Origin of the sequence: Parasulfuritortus cantonensis (assembly GCF_004337445.1) — a bacterium.
Taxonomy (GTDB): Bacteria; Pseudomonadota; Gammaproteobacteria; order Burkholderiales; family Thiobacillaceae; genus Parasulfuritortus; species Parasulfuritortus cantonensis.
In genome coordinates this window covers 29,921-48,724 of the sequence record NZ_SJZB01000033.1, presented here as the reverse complement: position 1 = coordinate 48,724, position 18,804 = coordinate 29,921, and the positions used below count along the sequence as shown (strand labels likewise).

The window sequence follows — 18,804 nt, the reverse complement described above, 5'->3', positions numbered from 1 at the left end:
AGCCCCCGAGCGTATTGTCGCCCCCGCGTCCGGCCTGCAATGAGCACTGCCTTTGAAAATCGATAAATCTAATCCGCTGCACTGGTTATATCTGGCTGCGTTTACGGTCAACGCCGCCCTCGTCCTGGTCGCCAGGTGGTTCCGGCGCGGCGGGCGCGACGCGGTAATCCTCTATGGCCACAAGCTCAATGGCAACCTGAAGGCCATCCTGGCGCATGCGGCGACGGTGGCCGGGGGGCCGCGTCTGTTTTTCCTGACCATGGATCCCGTGTATTACCGCGCGTTGAAGAAGGCGGGGCATCCCGTCCTGCTGGGCTTGAACCCGCTGCACATGTTCCGCCTGGCTGGCGCCTATGCGCTGGTCAGCGACCATGGCCTGCATGCGTTGATCCTGCTGCTCAAATTCAGTGACCTGAAGTTTGTCGACGTGTGGCACGGCATTCCGTTCAAGGGGTTCGACCGCGACGATTTCCGGGTCCAACAACGTTATGACGAAGTGTGGGTGGCGTCGGAACTCCTGAGGAAGCTGTATATCGGGCGTTTCGGGTTCCGGCCCGAAGTGGTGAAGGTGACCGGCTACGCGCGTACCGATGGACTGGTCGACGGCGGCGTCGGGCGCGGGCGGGTGCTGGAGAAGCTCGGCATTGCGGATCCTGGCATGAAGATCGTCCTGTTCGCCCCGACCTGGCAACAGGACGATGCAAACCGGAGCATCTTCCCGTTCGGGGTCGAGGAGGACGCCTTCCTGGCGCGGCTGAATGCCTTCTGCCTGGAGCATGGGGCAGTTTGTGTCCTGCGCAAGCATCTCAACACCCGGTCCGGATCAGAGAAAGTCTGGGAACGTGTCCTGCACCGGCCCTACGAGGATTATCCGGATGCCGAGGAAATCCTTCTGGTCAGCGATTGCCTGATCTGCGACTGGTCGTCCATCGCTTTTGACTACCTCCTGCTCGACCGGCCGACATTGTTTCTGGACGTGCCGCCGCCGTTCCGGAAAGGCCTGTCACTGGATGCCTCCTATCGCTTCGGCCAGGTGGTCGGTGACATGGACACGATGTTTTCGACGCTCGGCCATTGTCTGGGCGATCCCGAGGCCTATCGCAGGCAGCATGGCGCCACGTACCGGCGAGTCAGGCAGCAGATCTATGGCGACATGGCGGATGGCCAAGCGGCGGAACGTTGCTATATACGCTTGCTGAACCTGGCTCAGGGCTGTCCTGCGCGAGAATGACGGTCCTGGCCGTCCTGGCCGGCGGCAGGGTCAGCAAGCAGCACGTCCAGCACCTGTTGCGATGCGCCGAGGCCATGGTCGGCCAAAGGGGCCGTCTCCGCTTGCTGGCTGGCCAGGAATGCGACGTCGTCGGCGGTATTCCAGCTGGTAAGGCGGGCCGTGACCCCGAAGCCGGCATCGCGCTCGGTGACGCTGCGCAGCACCAGGCAAGGTTTGCCTAGACTGGCAGCCTCCTCCTGAATGGAGCCGCCATCGGTGACTATGCAGCGGGCGTTGGCCAGCACGTGTGCGAAGTCCAGGTAAGGGAGCAGGGCGTGCACACTCAGGTGCGGCGTGGTCTCGAGTCGGGCGAGCAGGTTTTCACGGCGCAATGCGTTGAGGGTCGGCATGTGCATGAAGAAATGCATGCGGCCAAGGGCGCCGCACAGCGAACGGATATGCTCCACGGCCCGGGTCAAGGCGGCACGGCTGGACAGGGTTTCCAGGCGGTGCAGGGTGGCCACCGCGTAGGGTTGCTCGAAGCGTACGCGGGCCGTCCTTTGCAGGGCCAGAGACAAGGCATCGTGGCCGGTGTTGTAGCCGGTGTCGTGGATGCGGGTCTTCAGGCCGAGGCTGGACAGGTGCGCTGCCTCTTTCGGGCCGGGGCAGAAGCAGTGCGTCGCCATGCGCTGCACCGTCCGTCGAATGGCCTCCTCGGGGAAAGGGCTGAGCAGCCTGCCACTGGTGAGCCCCGCTTCGACCAATGTGATCGGCAACCCGGCGCGGCGCGACAGCCAGGCACCCAGCAAGGTGGATGCGGTGTCGCCATGCACCAGGGCATGGCCGGGCGTATCTATGAACCATCGTTTGAGCACCTGGTCGCGCCGGGCCACGGTCTGGCCGAGCAGGCCGAGGCTCCATGAGGCCGCTTTGCCGTAGGTATGGACCAGCGTGTCGGCGGCACCATAGCGCGTGGTCCGCGGCGCGAGGCCGAAATCGTCCAGGATCGTGCCGGTCAGGGCGCCGTGCTGCGACAGGTCGACCAGATGGTAGGGACGCCGGTCGCGTTCCAGCATCCACATCAGCGGCGCCATCTTGATGAACTGCGCCTTGGTGCCGATGACGAAGTGCAGCATCACGGACGTTCCGTGTCCTTGTACAAGAGCTGGGTGATCTGTTCGGAGATCAAACCCAACAGGAAGACGAGCAGCGAGGTGCTGTACAGGAGCGCGCTCATGTTCGTGAAGCGGCCGGCGGTGTAGAAGGTGTGGCCATACCAGACGCTTGCCAGGGCAAAGAACAGGGCGCTGACCGGCACAAACAGCTTGAGCGGAGAATACAGCGAGCCGATCTTGAAGATGATCAGAAGGAAACGCACGCCGTCCCGGACCGGGTTCAGATGGCTGCGTCCCTGGCGCCGCGCCGCCACGATGGGCTGGTAGGCGACCGAATAGCCGGCCCGGAAGAAGGCCATGGTGCAGGTGGTTGGGTAGGAGAAGCCGTTCGGCAACAGGTAGAGGAACTCCCCGAACTTGTCCGCCCGCACCGCCCGGAATCCCGAGGTCAGGTCGGCCACCCTGTGGTTCACCATCCAGCTGGCGAGGCGGTTGTAGAAGGTGTTGGCGAGGCCGCGGCCGACGCTGGCCTGGGAGGCGAAGCCGCGCGCGCCCACCGCCATGTCGTAGCCCTGGTCCAGCAGGCCGAGCAGGCGGGGGATGTCGGCCGGGTCGTGCTGGCCGTCGCCGTCGAGGAAGACCAGGATTTCGCCCGTGGCGGCACGTGCGCCGGTCTTGATCGCGGCGCCGTTGCCCTTGCGGTAGGGGTGCCGGACCACGCGGGCGCCGTGTTGTTCGGCCACGTCGGTGGTGGCGTCGGTGGAGGCGTCGTCGACGACGATGATCTCGTCGGCCCGGCAATGCTCGCGGATGCGATCCAGAACATCGGCCAGGCTGGCCGCCTCGTTGCGGGCCGGGATGACGATGCTGATCTTTTCGGGTGACGGCGTCATTTCGATTTTGCCAATGCCTCTAGTTCATCCAGTTTCATCGACCAGGCGCGATGCAGCCAGGGGTGGGCTGGGGCCAGGGCACGTACTTCGGCGATCTGGCCCCTGGCTTCCTCGACGCGACCGGCCGCGATCAGGTCGTAGATATATATCTGCGCGACCTCGACCTGCGGCCAGGCCAGGAAAGCCGCCCGCAGGTGGCCGATTGCTGCATCGGTATCGCCGCGCCCACGAGCGATGTCAGACATCACAATGTGCAGGATATGGCGGTGCCGACGGTTGCCGTCGATGTGCGGATTCGCCAAAAGCTGTGCCGCGAAGCCCAATAGGTCCGTTTGGCCGAAACTGCCGCAGCGCCCTGCGCGGTTGAGTCTAACGACATCGTGCAAGGTCGCCAACATGGTATTGCCGACTGTCAGTTTGCTGGCCAGCCCAGTCAGACGGGCGAATTCTCTGTCAGCTCTGGCATAGTCGCCGGTGACACAGTGAATCTTGAGCAAGTCGAGGCCCAGGTCACCACTGAGTGGGTGCACTTCGCGTGTCGTCTCCAGCACCCTGAGCGCGGCTTGGTAACGCCCGGAGGCGACCAGACGAGCCCCAAGGTCCTTGCTTGCACGTACCGAGCCCGGATGGGCCGTGAACCAAACGGCGGCGGCGCGGTTGGGTTCGCCCCATATCCGCGCCGTCTGGAAACTGAGCAGCAGGAACAATACGACGATTGCGGCCGCGACCGGCCGTACCAAACGCACCGGGAGGCGCCAGAGCAGCGCCGTAGCGAGCGCCAACGGCCCCAGGCTGGCGAGATAGTTGCGATGCTCGAAATAGAGTTCGAGCGGGAAGACAGTCGATTCCAACAGTTGGCCGACGGCGAACCACGCCAGTGCAAAAGGCACCAAGGGCCAGCCTTTGCGCAACCGCCAAGCCAGAATGGCCAGAATCAGCCATGCCCCCAAGGCCAGGACCACCAATGGGTCGGACCAAGTGCGTACCACGGCATCGTCGTGGTATGGCCCCATGGTGGAGATGTCGGGCACCAGTATCTGGCGCAGATATTCCCAGAGTATGACGGCTTCGGATGCCAAGCGGCCTGACAGGTCGAATGGACGCCGTAGCCCCATGGTCGCAATGCCGTCCCAATGCAGGACGGCATAGGCGACGAGCAACGCTGCCGGCAGCGAGAAAAATAGCCATCGCCAGGCCCGCCAGTAAGGTGTTGGACCGAGGGGGCGCAGGATCCGCAGGAGGAAAAGCTCGGCAACAGCCGCAAAAAGTGGCAGCAGCGCGGCACTTTCTTTGACCAACACGCCCAGCAAAGAGCCGCCGGCCAAGCTTGCACTAAGCCACACATAGCCGGACCGGACCCTAGCTGCTTTCAGATGCTCACGGCCTACCAAGTAACCGAGCAGTCCCAGTAGAACGAAGCTGGCGGACAAACTGGTCATACGCTGGACGGCAGACATACTGGTCGACACGAGCAGGGGATGCGCCAACCAGAGGCCCGTCAGGGTCAAAGGCAACCCAATCGCCCTTTCCGGCGATTGCGGCCAGAGCGCAGTGACGCGACGAGCCAGCAGATACACCAGCAGACCATTGACTAGGTGAATCACGGTATTGACTTGGCGAAAACCTTCCGGACAACAAGGCCAGTCTGACCGGTTGACCAGGAACGACGCGAGGGCAACTGGACGACCGAGCTCGCTGGACAGACCACCCAACACGAAGGACATGGCTGATGGGAAATCGCTGACGCCGGCCAGCCCAGACAAGTTGAGGGCGTCGTCGAATTGCCAGTCACCGCGGAAGCCTGTGCCGTAGGACAGGTAGACCAGCGTCACGAGCACCGCGACATAAAGCCAGTCCCGCCGTCTGGCCAAACGCATCGGATTCACGGTGGCGTTACTCCTTGCTGTGTTGCCAAGTCGCCGAGCAACGTCGCACGCAGGTGTGGAATCTCGGCCGCGTAGAAACGATGCACAGCCGCCTGTTTGAAGCCGTCTGGCTCGGGCATCGCCTGGACCCGATCAAGCAAGGCCAGGGCCTCGCGGAGATGGCCGTACGTCGCAAGCAAAGCAACCTCCTGAAGCCCGACGCCAATTGGCGCCCGCAGGGCCACTGAGGCGCTGAACGCAGCCAATGCCTCACCCGCCGCACCGTGCCTAAGCAGCAACTCGCCCTCAGCATACCGCAGCAGGCGCAGTAGGCGAGGGTCCGCGCGAGTGAGGGGATGGCCGCTGAGTTGCCGGACAAACGTGAGGAGGCGGCGACCGTCAAGTCCGGGGCACTGAGGCGAGTCTGCAGTTGCGACCAGTGACGCCAGCAACGGGAAGCTCCTGAACTTGATGGGGTACTTACTGAAATAACGCCCTGCATCCTCCCAATCCGTGACCGTGATGCCGCCTGCCCGACACTTCTCGGCCAGCAGTTGGAGTTGCAGATGGCTCTGCTCCGGATTCCGGGTCAGGCCCTGTTCAAGGGTCTCGATCGCCAAATCGGCGCGCCCGTGCTCCGAGAGTGTGGAAGCCATGTTGCTGACGGCGCGCAGCGAACCCGGACTGGACAGCAACGACCACTTGGCCAAGGCCAGGTCGCTGCCCCATATGCCAGCCAACCGGTGGGTCTGTACCGCCAGGCCGACCAGGACCGCGAGGCCAATCGACAGGGCGAGCCTGGAATCGGCGACCCGGCTGGCGGTCCAGACGGCAACCGGCAGCGGCAACAGCATGGCGGGCAGGTAGTTGCGGTGCTCAAAGTAGATCTCGAGCGGCACGATCGTCGATTCCATCAGGTGGCCGACGAAGTAGAACAGGATCGCGAGTGCAAGCAAGGGATGGTTATGACGCTGCCATACGGCCCAAACCAGCAGCCCGGACACACCGGCGACTGCCGCCAACGTGGTCCTCGGTGCGGATAGGCTGTGCACGACGGGATAGTCGTCCGCCAGCACGCCACGTGGGGCCGCGAAGGGATTGAACCAGTGCCAGAGATAATCGATGATCACCCGGGACTCCGTAAGCAGGCGCTCGACAAGGTCAAAGTTGCGGCTGGCATACGCCGCTGGTCCGGCATGCTGCACAAGCAGGGCAATCACGGCAAGGCTGGGCAGCCAGAGAAATGCATACAGCCACACACGGGATGGCCGGACAGCGGTACGCCCAGCCCGTGGCAGGGTGTATTCCAGGACGAGGGCGAGAAGCGGTAGCAAGGCACCGTTCTCCTTGCAGAGCACGGCCAGTCCAGTACCGAGCAGAATCGCTGCCGACATCCAATAATGTCCGGCCCGCGGCCGCGTCGCGAGCATGCTTCGTCCGTGCAGGTAGGTGACCAGCCCAGCAAGGACAAAAAGGGCTGAGAGCATCGCCATCCTCTGGATGACGTAGAGGACGGTGGAAACGTTGAAGGGATTAAGCAGCCAGAATCCGGCGGAGAACGCGGCGATCCAGGCGACCCGCGGCTCCGGGGTCCCGTGCCGCCTGAGCAGTTGGCGGCAGAAGAGGAAGAGCACGCCACCGTTGAGCAGATGCAGAAGCAGGTTGGCGGCCTTGAATGACCAAGGTGCGGCCGGCCAGGACGTGCTGTTCAGCGCGAACGTCAGCAAGGACAACGGGCGGGTGCCGGTGATGTCACCGGCGAGAAAGACACTCAGCTTGCTGAGGCTGTCGATGCCGCCGAAGCGTGCGAGCCTCGGCAACGTGGTGTAGTCGTCGACGATGAAGGGCCCGTTGAGGCCGGGCGCGTAGCAGGCCGCCGCAAGGCCTAGCAGCGCCGCCATCAGCGCAAACGCCAAGCTACTTCTGCTTGCCATGAACTAGCCGACGGCGACACAAAAAAACAGGGCCGAAGCCCTGTTTTCGGGACGTTGCGGTCAGTCGCCGCAAGCAGCCGGGCGATACTTCGCGAGGACGTTCGTACCCGCAACCGCCTTGCACTTCCACTCGATGGAACCACCGTGGTCAACCGGGGAGATGACGATGTTGGAGCCGGCAATCTTCGTGTTGGCCTCATTGCCGTATTCGACGGTGATCTTGCCGGCGCTGACTTGGACGTTGGTAACGTACTTGCCGGTGTAGGAAGTGGAGGCGAGGATGGTGCCGCTGCCGTTGTTGGCGTTGGTGAAGACACCGTCGTTATGGTAAATCTCACTGATCGGGGCCTTGAGGCCGTCGGCGATGGAGTAGCCTTCCGAGACCTGCGACTTGATCACGTAGTCCTGATAGGCCGGGATGGCGATGGCGGCGAGGATACCGATAATGGCCACAACGATCAGCAGTTCGATCAGGGTGAAGCCCTGTTGTACACGTTTCATTTGAAACTCCTTGCAAGTTGTTTGTCGAAGCGCCATCTCGTCAGATGGCGAACAGTGGCTAGCCAGAACCATGCCAGTTGGCCCGGACGACACGTCTTGATTACCTCACCGGGCACAGGATGCAAGTAATCTGCCAAAACTGATAACCGTTCACGGCTGACCCGTTTTTTTGCATAGGGACGGGTAACAGCCAATATTGCCCCTAGCCCACCCAAGGTGACAAAAAACGTCACCTATCGCCGAAAAATGACCAAGGCGCGTCAGTTCCGAATAACTATGTTGTCCGGCGCCACGCCATTCTGGAACTGCTCCATCATTGCACTGTACGCGGCCTCGAGACTCCTGGTGAACCGCGGGCTGTCGAACAGCCGGGCGGTCGCCCGATTTTCGGCCAACCGCTCCCGGATTTGGTTGAGCCTGTCGGGCGTCGTCGCCAACTCCACGGCCAACGCCTCGTAGGCGGACTGGGTGGTCGCGACCAACTCAGACAGATCGATGGCCCGCAACACGCTGGCCGCGACCCGACTGGCAAATGCCGTCCCGGCCAGGGTAAGAACAGGCAGTCCGGCCCATAGCGCATCGCTGGCAGTCGTCCCGGCGTTGTAGGGGAAGGTATCGAGGAACAGATCTGCTGCCCGATAGCGGGCGAGATAGTCGGCACGCGGAAGGGCCCCTGCGAACACCAGACGGCCAGGCGCAATGCCCCGGCATTCGGCTTCGCGCTGCAAGTTCGGGATCACCGAGGGATTTTCGGCATAGAGAAGCAGCACGCTGCCCGGCACTTGGCCGAGTATCCGCATCCAGCCATCGAATGTAGAAGGGGTGATCTTGAAACTGTTGTTGAAACAGCAGAACACGAAGCCATCTTCCGGAAGGCCGAGTTCCGCTCGCGTAAATACCCGGTCGGAGATTGCCCGCTTGGAGTCGTTTGCCTGGTAGCTAGGCAGGTAGACGATCTTCTCGCTGTAATAGGGTTGGCATTCGGCCGGGATGATGATTTCGTCGGCCAGGAGGTAGTCGAAATAGGGGACGCCCATGGTGCCCAGATAGCCGATGTAGCTCGCCTGGATAGGTGCCGCCCGGTAGGCGAAGATGCCGGTACGCGCATCGGTCGTATAACCGCCCAGGTCAATCGCAATATCTATCCCCAGCTCGCGTGACAGCTCGGCAATTTGTCGGTCGGTCTTGCCTCGCACATCGATGAAACGGTCGAAAGCCGCCTCGAGCCGCCGAGTCATTTCATCCTGCCGGTCCCTGCCAAAAGCAAAACCAATCACTTCGAAGCGTGCCCTATCGTGCAGTTCGAACACTTCCGCCATCAGGAACGACACGGGGTGCATGCAAAAATCGGCCGAGTAGTAGCCAACGCGAATTCTCGCGGAACTGCCGCTTTGGCTGGCGTCCGTTTCGAGAGACTGCTCAGGGGTCTGTTTTGCCCATGTTTCGGCCAGTTGGCGCAGGAGTTCCGGATCGCTGATCAGCGCCTGCGCCGCGAATGGCTGGATACTGTTCTCGCCCAGGCGCATTTTGTGTGTCAGTTGCTCCAGATCCGGGGCGAACCGGCTCCAGGCGCACATCTTCATCCGGGTATGCATGGCCTGACCGAACAGGAACGGGACGTTTGGCTCTAGAGCGAGTGCCCGCTCGTACGCCTCGATGGCTTCCGGATAATGGTTGCCAAGGAAAAAGGCGTGGCCTCGGTTGACGTAGGCATCGACTTGATCCGGGTTGATGGCGAGGGCACGGTCGAACGCGTCAATGGCCTCATCCAGGCGACCGAGATCCATGAGTGCCAGGCCGCGGTGGGTACGGGCATCGACATAATCTGGTCTGATGCTGATGGCAAGATCGAAGTCGGTCAGGGCATCCTCGAACCGACGCATTCCGCTACAGACGCAACCGCGGTTGAACTGGGCCTCGGCATAATCCGGCCGGAGGCGGATCGCCTTGTCGAGGCTCGCCAATGCATCGTCGAAGCGCCCACTGCGTTGCAGGGCGAGTCCTCGGTTGCAGTACGCCTCGGCATGGTCGGGGTCCAATGCCAGCGTCTTCTCATAACTGGCGGCGGCCGCTTCGGGGTCCGATTCGTGTAGATATAGGTTGCCGAGATAAAAATGAAGGTCCGGCGACTGCGGGTCGACGGCGAGGCCCCGCTCGACAGCGTCCCTCGCCTCGGCATAGTGCCCACCCTGAAACTGCACGCGGCACAGGTCACGCCAGCCGAGGGCGAACGCCGGCTTGATTGCGACGGCACTGGCCAAATGGCGCGCCGCAGTCTCGCCGTCGCCCAGTGCCTCGGCGGCAAGGCCGAGCAGATAGTGGGCGTCGTCGGAATCAGGTCTTAGCCGCGCAGCACGTTCCAGATAGGGCATTGCCGCCTCTGACTGGCCCATTTCCTTCAGAACGAAGCCGAGACAGATGCAGGCGTCGGCATGGTCCGGGTCGAGCGCCAGGGCCTCCTGATACTGAACCCGGGCCGCATCGAGTTCGCCGCGGTCCAACAGATCATTGCCGCGCCTGATGAGGTCCGTCGGCGTCGAGGTTCCCTGCGTGGCAATCTTGCCCCGCTTGAACCAGTTGAACAATGAGGCCATGCAGGTTCCCTATTGGAGGTTCAGCAGAATGTCCTTAGTCAACTGATCGATCAGGGCGCTGTCATGGCCTAAATCCTTCAGCCGCCACTTGAACGCGTTGGCGAGCTTGGCCTTCTTGTAGGGATTGATCTTCCTGGTTGCCCGAAATTGTTTAGCTTGCTGCATCACGCGTACCACCAGTTTGTGCCGCTTATCGTCCTGCTTGCGCCCTGATTTGCCTTCCAGCGCAGTTAGTTCGGTGTCGAAGAATTCGGCCAGCCGGGCCCCGAAAGCCACCTCTTCCCTCGCGTCAAACCAATTGAATATCATCGGGTTCCTCTCGTTGTCCGCGTCAGCTCGGGTAGTATGCCCTTCATGTTTCAGCCACAACATACTGCGAACAGCAACATCTGCGATAGCCCCTCCGGAAACGCCGATACATGAAAAGCCAAGGTCGGCCAATTGCCCATCCGACACGCCATGACGCCGCAACGGGCCATCGATCCCACCCATAGCGCCGTCGTCGAGGCCTGCGCCGGGAGCGGCAAGACCTGGCTGCTGGTCTCGCGCATGCTCCGCCTGCTGCTGGCCGGGGTGGCGCCGTCCGAACTGCTGGCCGTCACCTTCACGCGCAAGGCGGCCGAGGAGATGCGCCAGCGCCTGTACGAGTGGCTGGAGCACCTCGCGGTCGCGGATGCCGATGAGGTCTGTGCCTTCCTCGAACAGCGCGGCCTCGACGCCGAGGCGGCACGCCTGCTCCTGCCGCGCGCCCGGAGCCTGTTCGAGACCGTCCTGGACAGCGTGCCGGGTCCGATGATCACCACCTTCCACGGCTGGTTCCTCAACCTGCTCGGCCGGGCGCCCCTGGCCAGCCGTGCCCCCGCCAACCTGATCGAGGACGCGGTCCTGCTCCGGGCCGAAGCCTGGCAGACCTGGGCGGAGTCGCTGCGCGCACCGGCACGGGCGGCGCCGGCGGCGGCACTGGCCGGCCTGTTCGAGACGATGCCGCTGGCCAGCGTGCGCAAGCTGCTGTTCGCCTTCCTGGACAAGCGCGCCGAGTGGTGGCGCTGGGCCGCGGGCCGTGCCGATCCGGTCGCCGAGGCGCTGGCCGGACTCGCCGCGCTGAGCGGCCTGGACGAAGACACCGACGTGGCGGCGGCACTGTGGTCGGAACCGGGCTTCCGAGCCGGCCTGGCCGAGTTCCTGCCGCTCCTGGCCGGGAATGGCCAGGCCGTGAAACAGGATGCCGAACGGGCCGCCCTGTTGGCCGGGTTGCTGGAGGAACTCGACCATCCGCGCGACCCGGCCAAGACGCCGGCGGATTGGGCCGCACTCCGCGCCGTCTTCCTCACCGCCAAAGGCGAGATCGCCGCGCGCAAGGGCGGCGCCACCCTGGACAAGCGCCTGGGTGCCGGCCCGGCGGTACGCTTCGTCGAACTGCATCACCAGCTCGGCGAACGGGTAGCGGCCGCCTGCGACCGCCTGGCCGACCAGGCCGCCCTGCGCCTCAACCGTCTCGCCCTGGCCGCCGGCACGGACTTGGTCGCCCACTATCAGGCGCTCAAGCGCGAGCGCGACGGCCTCGACTTCACCGACGCGGAATGGCTGGCCCTGCGCCTGCTCTCCGACCCGGACGAATCGGCCGGCCTGCTGGCCAAGCTGGACGCGCGCTGGAAACACCTGCTGCTGGACGAATTCCAGGATGCCAACCCGTTGCAGTGGCACATCCTGACCGCCTGGCTGTCGGCCTACGGTGCCGATCCCGAGCGGCCGACCGTGTTCATGGTCGGCGACCCCAAGCAGTCGATCTACCGCTTCCGGCGTGCCGAACCGCGTCTGTTCGAATTGGCCGGCGCCTGGCTGGCGGAGAATTTCGCCGCCGGCATCGCCCGCCGGGACGAGACCCGGCGCTGCGCGCCGCGCGTGGTCGCCTGGGTGAATGCCCTGTTCGGCGGTCTCGGCGCCGAATATCCCGGCTTCGTCGCCCACACCGCCTGGCAGACCGGCCTGCCCGGCCTGTGCAGCCTGCTGACGGTGCCCGCCGATGCAGGCCAAGCCGACGCCGCCGGCGACCCGCCACACCCCCTGCGCGACCCGTTGACCGAGCCGCCGCCGGCCCGCCCCGACAAGCGCGCCGGCGAGGCGGCGGCGGTCGCCCGGCGCATCGTCGAGTTGGTCGGCCACCTGGCGGTCGCCGAGGACGGCGGCCGGCCGGCCCGCTTCGCCGACGTGCTGGTCCTGTTCGCCGGCCGAACCGGCCTGGAGGTGTTCGAGGACGCCTTCAAGGCCGCCGGCATCCCCTATCTGGGCAGCCGCCGGGGCGGCCTGCTCGACACCCTGGAGGCGGGCGACCTGATGGCCCTGCTCGGCTTCCTGGTGATGCCGCACGACGACCTCGGCCTGGCGCGGATACTGAAGAGCCCGCTGTTCGGCTGCCTGGATGCCGACCTGGTCGCGCTGTCCGACAGCCCGGGCGGCCCCTGGCTCGACCGCCTGGCGGCCTGGTGCGCCCACCCGGACGCCCCGGAACGGATACGCCGCGCCCACGACCTCCTGACGGCCTGGCGCGCCGCGGCCGGCCCGCTGCCCCCGCACGACCTGCTCGACCGCATCTTCCACGAGGGCGAGGTCGAGGCGCGCTACGCCGCGGCCACGCCGGAACACCTGCGCGCCTCGGTACTGGCCAACCTGCGCGGCGTCCTGGAACTGAGCCTGAAGCTGGGCGGCGGCCGCTTCCCGAGCCTGCCGCGTTTCCTCGACGCCCTGCACGAACTCGGCCAAGACGCCGGCGACGATGCCCCGGACGAGCCGCCCGCGGCGGCCGGCGACACCGTGCGCATGCTCACCATCCATGCCGCGAAGGGCCTGGAGGCCCCCATCGTGTTCCTGATCAAGGCCGACGAGGAACGGCGCGACCGCGACCACCTGGGCGTCCTGCTCGACTGGCCGCCGGCGGCCGAACGGCCGACGCACTTCTCGCTCTACGGTGCCGGCGAACTGCGCGGCCGGGCGCGCGACCCGCTGTTCGCCCAGGAAGCCGGCCTGACGGCACGCGAGCACCTCAACCTGCTCTACGTCGCCATGACCCGGGCCAAGCAGGCCCTGATCGTCAGCGGCCTGGCCGAGGCGAAGGACGGCACCTGGCTCGCCCGCCTGGCGGCGGCACTCGAACGGGCGGATCTGGCGGCCCTGCCGGAAATGCGGCTCGGCGATGCCGCCGCGGCCGCCGAGCCGGCCGCCGTGGCCGGCGCCGAACCGAGTCTGCCGGCCGCGGGCGTCGGCCAGCGGCGCGTCGTCTCGACGCCCGAGATCGACTTCGGCGTGCGGGTGCATCGCTACCTGGAACTGGCCACGGAAGGCGCCTCGGCGGCCGCCGTGCGCGCCGACCTGGGCCTCGACGAGGCCGCGTTCGCGCCGGTCCGGGCGATGGCGGAGACCATCCTGACCGGTCCGGAGACGCGCCGCTTCTTCGCCTCCGGCCGGGGCCGCAACGAGGTCGCCTACGTGGGCGCCGACGGCCAGATCCGGCGCATCGACCGCCTGGTCGAATACGACGACGAGGTCTGGGTGCTCGACTACAAGACCGGCGGCTTTTCCGACGCCTATCTGGACCAGCTGGCGGACTACCGGCGCGCCATGGCCGCCCTCTATCCGGGCAAGCGCATCCGCAGCGCATTGCTGTTCGGCGACGGCCGCTGGCAGGAAGTAGAATAGGCGCCGGCAGCCGGCTCGGATACGGTTTCGTCGCCCGCGCACCGGCGCGGGCCCCAATCGCATCGGACTGGATTTCCGCCTGCGCGGGAATGACCGGACCTGGCCCGCCGCCGAAACATTCGCGACCGCTTACGCCAAGGATTTCACATGCCCGTCAATCTCGCCGCCCCCGATCCCGCAGCGCTCCTACCCGTTCCCGGCGTCGAGCTGGGCATCGCCTCCGCCGGCATCAAGAAGCCCGGCCGCAAGGATATCCTGGTCATGCGCCTGGCGCATGATTCCGAGGTCGTCGGCGTGTTCACCCAGAACCGTTTCTGCGCCGCCCCGGTGACCGTGTGCAAGGAACACCTGCACGGCGGCCGGGACGATGACGCCGGCGGCATCCGCGCCCTGGTGGTCAACACCGGCAACGCCAACGCCGGCACCGGCGAGGACGGCCTGCGCCGGGCGCGCGAGACCTGCGCCGCGCTGGCCGACAAGCTGGGCTTCAAGGCGGAACAGGTCCTGCCCTTCTCGACCGGCGTGATCCTGGAACCGCTGCCGCACGACAAGATCGTCGCGGCCCTGCCGGACGCCATCGCCGACCTGAAGCCGGCCAACTGGGCCGAGGCCGCCCAGGCCATCATGACCACCGACATCGTCGCCAAGGCGGCCACCCGCAAGGTCGCCCTGAACGGCCGCGACTTCGCCCTCACCGGCATCGCCAAGGGCTCGGGCATGATCCACCCGAACATGGCCACCATGCTCAGCTTCGTCGCCACCGACGCGCCGGTGTCCTGCGAGGCGCTCGAGGCCATCCTGCGGTACGCGGTGAACAAGTCGTTCAACTGCATCACCGTGGACGGCGACACCTCGACCAACGACTCCTGCATCCTGGTCGCCACCGGGGTGACCGACGCGCCGGTGCTCATGGACGACGGCGACCCGCGCTTCAACACGCTGCGCGACGCGGTCACCGAACTGATGATCCAGCTCGCCCAGGCCATCGTCCGGGACGGCGAGGGCGCCACCAAGTTCATGGAGATCCGGGTCGAGGGCGGCCGCGACGAGGCCGAGTGCAAGCAGATCGCCTACGCCATCGCCAAGTCGCCCCTGGTCAAGACCGCCTTCTTCGCCTCCGACCCCAACCTGGGCCGCATCCTGGCGGCGGTCGGCTATGCCGGCGTGGCCGATCTGGACGTCGACCGGGTCAAGCTCTGGCTCGGCAACGTCCTGGTGGCCGAGAACGGCGGCCGCTCGCCCGGCTACCAGGAGGCCGAGGGGGCGCGGGTGATGGCGGCGCCGGAGATCAACGTGCGCCTCTACCTCGGCCGGGGCGACGCCATCGCCACCGTGTGGACCTGCGACTTCTCCTACGAATACGTCAAGATCAACGCGGAGTACCGCACTTGAACGACGACGACATCGCCTACGAGATCAGCCCGGAACTGGCCGTCCTGCTCACCCGGGCCAACGAGGTCCTGGCCCGCATCGAGCCCTGGCTGCCGCCGGCGCCGCCGCGCATCGACTGGCAGACCAACCTCGCCTGCCGCTGGCGGCGCGGTCCGGCCATGGGCTGGCTGCAGCCGATCGGCCAGCTCAACTGCCCACCCTGGAACGCGCTCAAGGGCATCGACGAGCAAAAGAAGGCGGTCGAACGCAACCTGCGCCAGTTCGTCGCCGGCCTGCCGGCCAACCACATCCTGCTCACCGGCAGCCGCGGCTGCGGCAAGTCCTCCCTGATCAAGGCACTGCTGCCGCGCCTGGCCAAGAAGGGCCTGCGCATGATCGAGGTGGACAAGGACGACCTCGTCCACCTGCCCGACATCGTCGCCGGCATCGCCGAACAGCCCTACCGCTTCGTGGTCTTCACCGACGACCTCTCCTTCGAACCCGGCGAGGCCGCCTACAAGCCGCTCAAGGCCGCCCTGGACGGCTCGCTCGCCGGCCTGGCGCCGAACGTCCTGATCTGCGCCACCTCGAACCGGCGCCACCTGATGCCCGAGTTCATGGCCGAGAACCTGGAAACCAAGTACCAGGGCAACGAGGTGCATCCGGGCGAAAGCACCGAGGAAAAGGTCTCCCTCTCGGACCGCTTCGGCCTCTGGCTGTCGTTCTACCCCTTCGACCAGGACCAGTACCTGGCCATCGCCGAATCCTGGGTGGCCGAACTGGGTGGCACCTGGACCGCCCCGGCCCGCCTCGAAGCGCTGCAGTGGGCGACCCAGCGCGGCGGCCGCTCCGGCCGGGTCGCGCGCCAGTTCGCCGCCGACTGGACCGGCCGGCAGGGGCTCAAGCGGTGAACCGCGTCGAGGTCGCCGCCGCCGTGATCGAACGGCCGGACGGCCGCTTCCTCATGGCCAGCCGGCCGCCGGGCAAGGTCTACGCCGGCTGGTGGGAATTCCCGGGCGGCAAGGTCGAGCCGGGCGAGACCGCCCGCCATGCCCTCGACCGCGAACTGCACGAGGAACTCGGCATCACGGTACGCACCGCCTACCCCTGGCTCAGCCGCGCCTTCGACTACGAGCACGCCCGGGTCATGCTGCGCTTCTTCCGGGTCACCGCCTGGGACGGCGAGCCGCATCCGCACGAAGGCCAGGGCGGCCTGTCCTGGACCCGCGCCGCGCATCCCGACGTCGCGCCCATCCTGCCCGCCAACGGGCCCATCCTGCGTGGCCTGGAACTGCCCCTGACCTACGCCATCTCGACCGCCGCCGAGCTCGGCGCGGGCGAATTCCTGGCCCGTCTGGAACGCGCCCTGGCGGCCGGCCTGCGCCTCGTGCAACTGCGCGAGAAGACGCTGCCGGAAGCCGAGCGGACCGCGCTGGCGACGCGCTGCGCCGAGCTGTGCCGCCGGCACGGCGCCATCCTGACCGTCAACGACGACCTCGAACTGGCCGCCCGCCTGGGTGTCGGCGCCCACCTGAGCGCGCGCCGGCTGGCCGAGCTGGGCGCCCGCCCGGACCTGCCCTGGCTGGGCGCGTCCTGCCACGACGCCGGCGAACTGGCACGGGCGGCCGCCCTCGGCGCCGACTTCGTGGTCCTCGGCCCGGTGCGGCCGACCGCCTCGCATCCCGGCGCGCCGGCCATGGGCTGGCCGGCCTTCAGCCGCCTGATCGAGGACTATCCCCTGCCGGTCTACGGCCTCGGCGGCCTGGGCCCGGCGGACCTGGACGAGGCGCGCCGGGCCGGCGCGCACGGCATCGCGATGAGGAGCGCCGCATGGCCGAACTGAACCTGCCGCGCTGGCTCGCGCCGGCCCTGGTGATCGTGCTGATCGCCGGGGTGGTGGTGGCCAGCCGTTTCCTGCAACCGGAAGAGGCGCCGGCGCTGCGCATCGCCTGCACCGACCTGCGCGCCGGCTGCCGTGCCGACCTGGCGGGCCAGCCCGTGGAACTGGGCGTGGCCGGCGAACTCAAAGTCCTGACGCCGTTCGAGGTCTGGCTCAAGGCGCCCGGCGCCGGCACCGCGCAGGCCAGCTTCACCATGGAGGGCATGGACATGGGCTTCAACCTGTACACGCTCAAGCCGGACGCCACGGGCACCCTGAGGGCGCGCGTCACCCTGCCGGTCTGCGTCACCGGGCGGCGCGACTGGATCATGACCCTGAAGGTGGATGGGCATGCCCTGAGTGTGCCATTTGTCACTCAGCTGTAATTTTTTCGCCACCACACGCGCATATAATCCGGCAATGCCGACCATGGCGGTCAGGCGAGGAGAAACGATGCTAGCCGAGCACACCTACAAGCAGTTTGACGCCGACCTCGAGGCGGTGCGCGCCCGCGTGCTGGAGATGGGCGGCCTGGTCGAAGACCAGGTAAACAAGGCCATCGAGGCGCTGATCGGCCAGAATACCGCGCTGGCCGAGGAGGTCATCGCCAACGACGTCCAGGTCAACGGCCTGGAAGTGGCCAGCGACGAGGCCTGCACCCAGATCATCGCGTTGCGCCAACCGACCGCCAGCGACCTGCGCATGATCCTGACCATCATCAAGACCATCGCCGACCTGGAACGGATCGGCGACGAGGCGGTCAAGATCGCCCGCTTCACGGTCAAGACCCTGAACAACGACCGCATCACCATCCCGCGCTACAGCGAGATCAAGTACATGGCCGACCTGGCCATCAAGATGCTGCGCACCTCGCTCGATTCGTTCGCCCGGGTGGACGCCTCGGCCGCCGCCAACGTCGCCCGCCAGGACATGGAAGTGGACGAGGAATTCCACCTCATCGCCCGTCATCTCATCACCTACATGATGGAAGACCCGCGCAACATCACCCTTTTCATCGACCTGATGTTCGTGGTCAAGGCCATCGAGCGGATCGGCGACCACGCCGAGAACATCTCCGAATACGTGGTCTACATGGTCAAGGGCAAGAACGTGCGCCACACCTCGCTGGAACAGCTGGAGCGGGAACTGGAGTAACGGCCGCCGGCACGACCGCGACACAAGCCGGCCGCGCGCCGGCTTTTTGCATGCCGTCGGCCATCAGTTGCCGGAGGCGCCCGGCTCGCGTACCTCGAGCGGCACCGCGATCCGCTGCTTCTTGCCGTCGGCCGCGCGCACGGTGAGGGTCACCGAGGGGTGGGCGCCGGCCTTGATCGGCCCGACCAGGTCGATCAGCATGACGTGCATGCCGCCCGGCTTCAGGCTCACCGTCTTGCCCTTGGGCAGCGCAACCGCCTTGAGACGGCGCATCACCATGACGCCGTTGTCCATCGCCATGCTGTGCAGCTGCACCACCTTGGCCGCCGGACTGGCGGCATCGACCACCGCCATGTCGGCGTCCGCCGTCAGGTCCATGAAGGCGCCGGCGACCTGCTGGCCGGGCGCCGTGGCGCGCACCCAGGCGTTCTCGACCTTGACCGTATCGGCCAGGGCGGGCAGGGCAAGGGCACACAGCGGGAGGACCAGGATGGCAGGCTTCATGTCGGCTCCGGCAAGGTATCGAATCGGGCGAGGCTAACGCGCACGGACCCGCGCGCGCATGCGGCAAATTGTCGCACATCCCGGACGACC

General features: G+C 66.2%; 15 protein-coding genes. 7 read left to right on the top strand and 8 right to left on the bottom strand.

The genetic code is table 11. The features are described from left to right. The first annotated feature begins 52 nt into the window (after positions 1–52). Entirely contained in the window at positions 53–1,231 is a 1,179-nt protein-coding gene (locus EZJ19_RS09135) for a CDP-glycerol glycerophosphotransferase family protein (RefSeq protein ID WP_131446825.1), read from the top strand. Here EZJ19_RS09135 and EZJ19_RS09130 read toward each other — a convergent pair. The 7 genes from EZJ19_RS09130 to EZJ19_RS09100 form a co-directional block, all read right to left on the bottom strand. Continuing rightward, a complete protein-coding gene (locus EZJ19_RS09130) occupies positions 1,207–2,346 on the bottom strand; it encodes a UDP-N-acetylglucosamine 2-epimerase (protein WP_131446823.1) in 1,140 nt (379 codons plus the stop codon). The two genes, EZJ19_RS09135 and EZJ19_RS09130, sit on opposite strands and share 25 nt — an antisense overlap. Further along, entirely contained in the window at positions 2,346–3,218 is an 873-nt protein-coding gene (locus tag EZJ19_RS09125; protein WP_131446821.1) for a glycosyltransferase family 2 protein, read from the bottom strand. The genes EZJ19_RS09130 and EZJ19_RS09125 overlap by 1 nt, the downstream gene beginning before the upstream one ends. Then, on the bottom strand, positions 3,215–5,104 hold the full coding sequence (locus EZJ19_RS09120; protein WP_131446819.1) for a tetratricopeptide repeat protein: 1,890 nt from the start codon (positions 5,102–5,104) through the stop codon (positions 3,215–3,217). The genes EZJ19_RS09125 and EZJ19_RS09120 overlap by 4 nt, the downstream gene beginning before the upstream one ends. Next, positions 5,101–6,999: a hypothetical protein gene (locus EZJ19_RS09115; RefSeq protein ID WP_131446817.1), complete on the bottom strand. Its 1,899-nt coding sequence runs from the start codon at positions 6,997–6,999 to the stop codon at positions 5,101–5,103. The genes EZJ19_RS09120 and EZJ19_RS09115 overlap by 4 nt, the downstream gene beginning before the upstream one ends. A 78-nt stretch (positions 7,000–7,077) precedes the next feature. Next, positions 7,078–7,518: a pilin gene (locus EZJ19_RS16380; protein ID WP_131446815.1), complete on the bottom strand. Its 441-nt coding sequence runs from the start codon at positions 7,516–7,518 to the stop codon at positions 7,078–7,080. Positions 7,519–7,778: 260 nt separating this feature from the next. Next, positions 7,779–10,112, bottom strand: a complete 2,334-nt coding sequence (locus tag EZJ19_RS09105) for a tetratricopeptide repeat protein (RefSeq protein ID WP_131446813.1) — start codon at positions 10,110–10,112, stop codon at positions 7,779–7,781. A 9-nt stretch (positions 10,113–10,121) separates the two neighbouring features. Next, positions 10,122–10,604 carry a hypothetical protein gene (locus EZJ19_RS09100; protein ID WP_131446811.1) on the bottom strand — a complete coding sequence of 161 codons (483 nt, stop codon included), beginning with the start codon at positions 10,602–10,604 and terminating at the stop codon, positions 10,122–10,124. Here EZJ19_RS09100 and EZJ19_RS09095 point away from each other — a divergent pair. The 6 genes from EZJ19_RS09095 (at position 10,572) to phoU (ending at position 18,210) form a co-directional block, all read left to right on the top strand. Continuing rightward, complete coding sequence (locus EZJ19_RS09095; protein ID WP_131446809.1) at positions 10,572–13,805, top strand: UvrD-helicase domain-containing protein; 3,234 nt, start codon at positions 10,572–10,574, stop codon at positions 13,803–13,805. The genes EZJ19_RS09100 and EZJ19_RS09095 overlap by 33 nt on opposite strands. Positions 13,806–13,952: 147 nt before the next feature. Then, positions 13,953–15,197, top strand: coding sequence for a bifunctional glutamate N-acetyltransferase/amino-acid acetyltransferase ArgJ (argJ, locus tag EZJ19_RS09090; RefSeq protein WP_131446807.1), 1,245 nt, complete (start codon positions 13,953–13,955; stop codon positions 15,195–15,197). Continuing rightward, a complete protein-coding gene (locus tag EZJ19_RS09085) occupies positions 15,194–16,087 on the top strand; it encodes an ATP-binding protein (protein WP_240754719.1) in 894 nt (297 codons plus the stop codon). The genes argJ and EZJ19_RS09085 overlap by 4 nt, the downstream gene beginning before the upstream one ends. Beyond that, on the top strand, positions 16,084–17,019 hold the full coding sequence (locus EZJ19_RS09080) for a Nudix family hydrolase (protein ID WP_131446805.1): 936 nt from the start codon (positions 16,084–16,086) through the stop codon (positions 17,017–17,019). Before EZJ19_RS09085 ends, EZJ19_RS09080 begins: the two co-directional genes overlap by 4 nt. Further along, positions 17,007–17,441: a hypothetical protein gene (locus tag EZJ19_RS09075; protein ID WP_131446803.1), complete on the top strand. Its 435-nt coding sequence runs from the start codon at positions 17,007–17,009 to the stop codon at positions 17,439–17,441. The genes EZJ19_RS09080 and EZJ19_RS09075 overlap by 13 nt, the downstream gene beginning before the upstream one ends. Before the next feature lie 67 nt (positions 17,442–17,508). Next, positions 17,509–18,210, top strand: coding sequence for a phosphate signaling complex protein PhoU (gene phoU / locus EZJ19_RS09070; RefSeq protein ID WP_131446801.1), 702 nt, complete (start codon positions 17,509–17,511; stop codon positions 18,208–18,210). Positions 18,211–18,273: 63 nt separating this feature from the next. Here the strand turns inward: phoU and EZJ19_RS09065 are convergent, their stop codons facing one another. Further along, positions 18,274–18,714, bottom strand: a complete 441-nt coding sequence (locus EZJ19_RS09065; RefSeq protein ID WP_131446799.1) for a copper chaperone PCu(A)C — start codon at positions 18,712–18,714, stop codon at positions 18,274–18,276. Between the last annotated feature and the right edge of the window lie 90 nt (positions 18,715–18,804).

What these genes read in the sequence shown, in the direction of transcription:
- EZJ19_RS09130 (WP_131446823.1), bottom strand. Translation starts at nt 2,346, where the DNA reads ATGCTGCACTTCGTCATCGGCACCAAGGCGCAGTTCATCAAGATGGCG.
- EZJ19_RS09125 (WP_131446821.1), bottom strand. Translation starts at nt 3,218, where the DNA reads ATGACGCCGTCACCCGAAAAGATCAGCATCGTCATCCCGGCCCGCAAC.
- EZJ19_RS16380 (WP_131446815.1), bottom strand. Translation starts at nt 7,518, where the DNA reads ATGAAACGTGTACAACAGGGCTTCACCCTGATCGAACTGCTGATCGTT.
- EZJ19_RS09105 (WP_131446813.1), bottom strand. Translation starts at nt 10,112, where the DNA reads ATGGCCTCATTGTTCAACTGGTTCAAGCGGGGCAAGATTGCCACGCAG.
- EZJ19_RS09095 (WP_131446809.1), top strand. Translation starts at nt 10,572, where the DNA reads ATGACGCCGCAACGGGCCATCGATCCCACCCATAGCGCCGTCGTCGAG.
- EZJ19_RS09100 (WP_131446811.1), bottom strand. Translation starts at nt 10,604, where the DNA reads ATGGGTGGGATCGATGGCCCGTTGCGGCGTCATGGCGTGTCGGATGGG.
- argJ (WP_131446807.1), top strand. Translation starts at nt 13,953, where the DNA reads ATGCCCGTCAATCTCGCCGCCCCCGATCCCGCAGCGCTCCTACCCGTT.
- EZJ19_RS09075 (WP_131446803.1), top strand. Translation starts at nt 17,007, where the DNA reads ATGGCCGAACTGAACCTGCCGCGCTGGCTCGCGCCGGCCCTGGTGATC.
- phoU (WP_131446801.1), top strand. Translation starts at nt 17,509, where the DNA reads ATGCTAGCCGAGCACACCTACAAGCAGTTTGACGCCGACCTCGAGGCG.
- EZJ19_RS09065 (WP_131446799.1), bottom strand. Translation starts at nt 18,714, where the DNA reads ATGAAGCCTGCCATCCTGGTCCTCCCGCTGTGTGCCCTTGCCCTGCCC.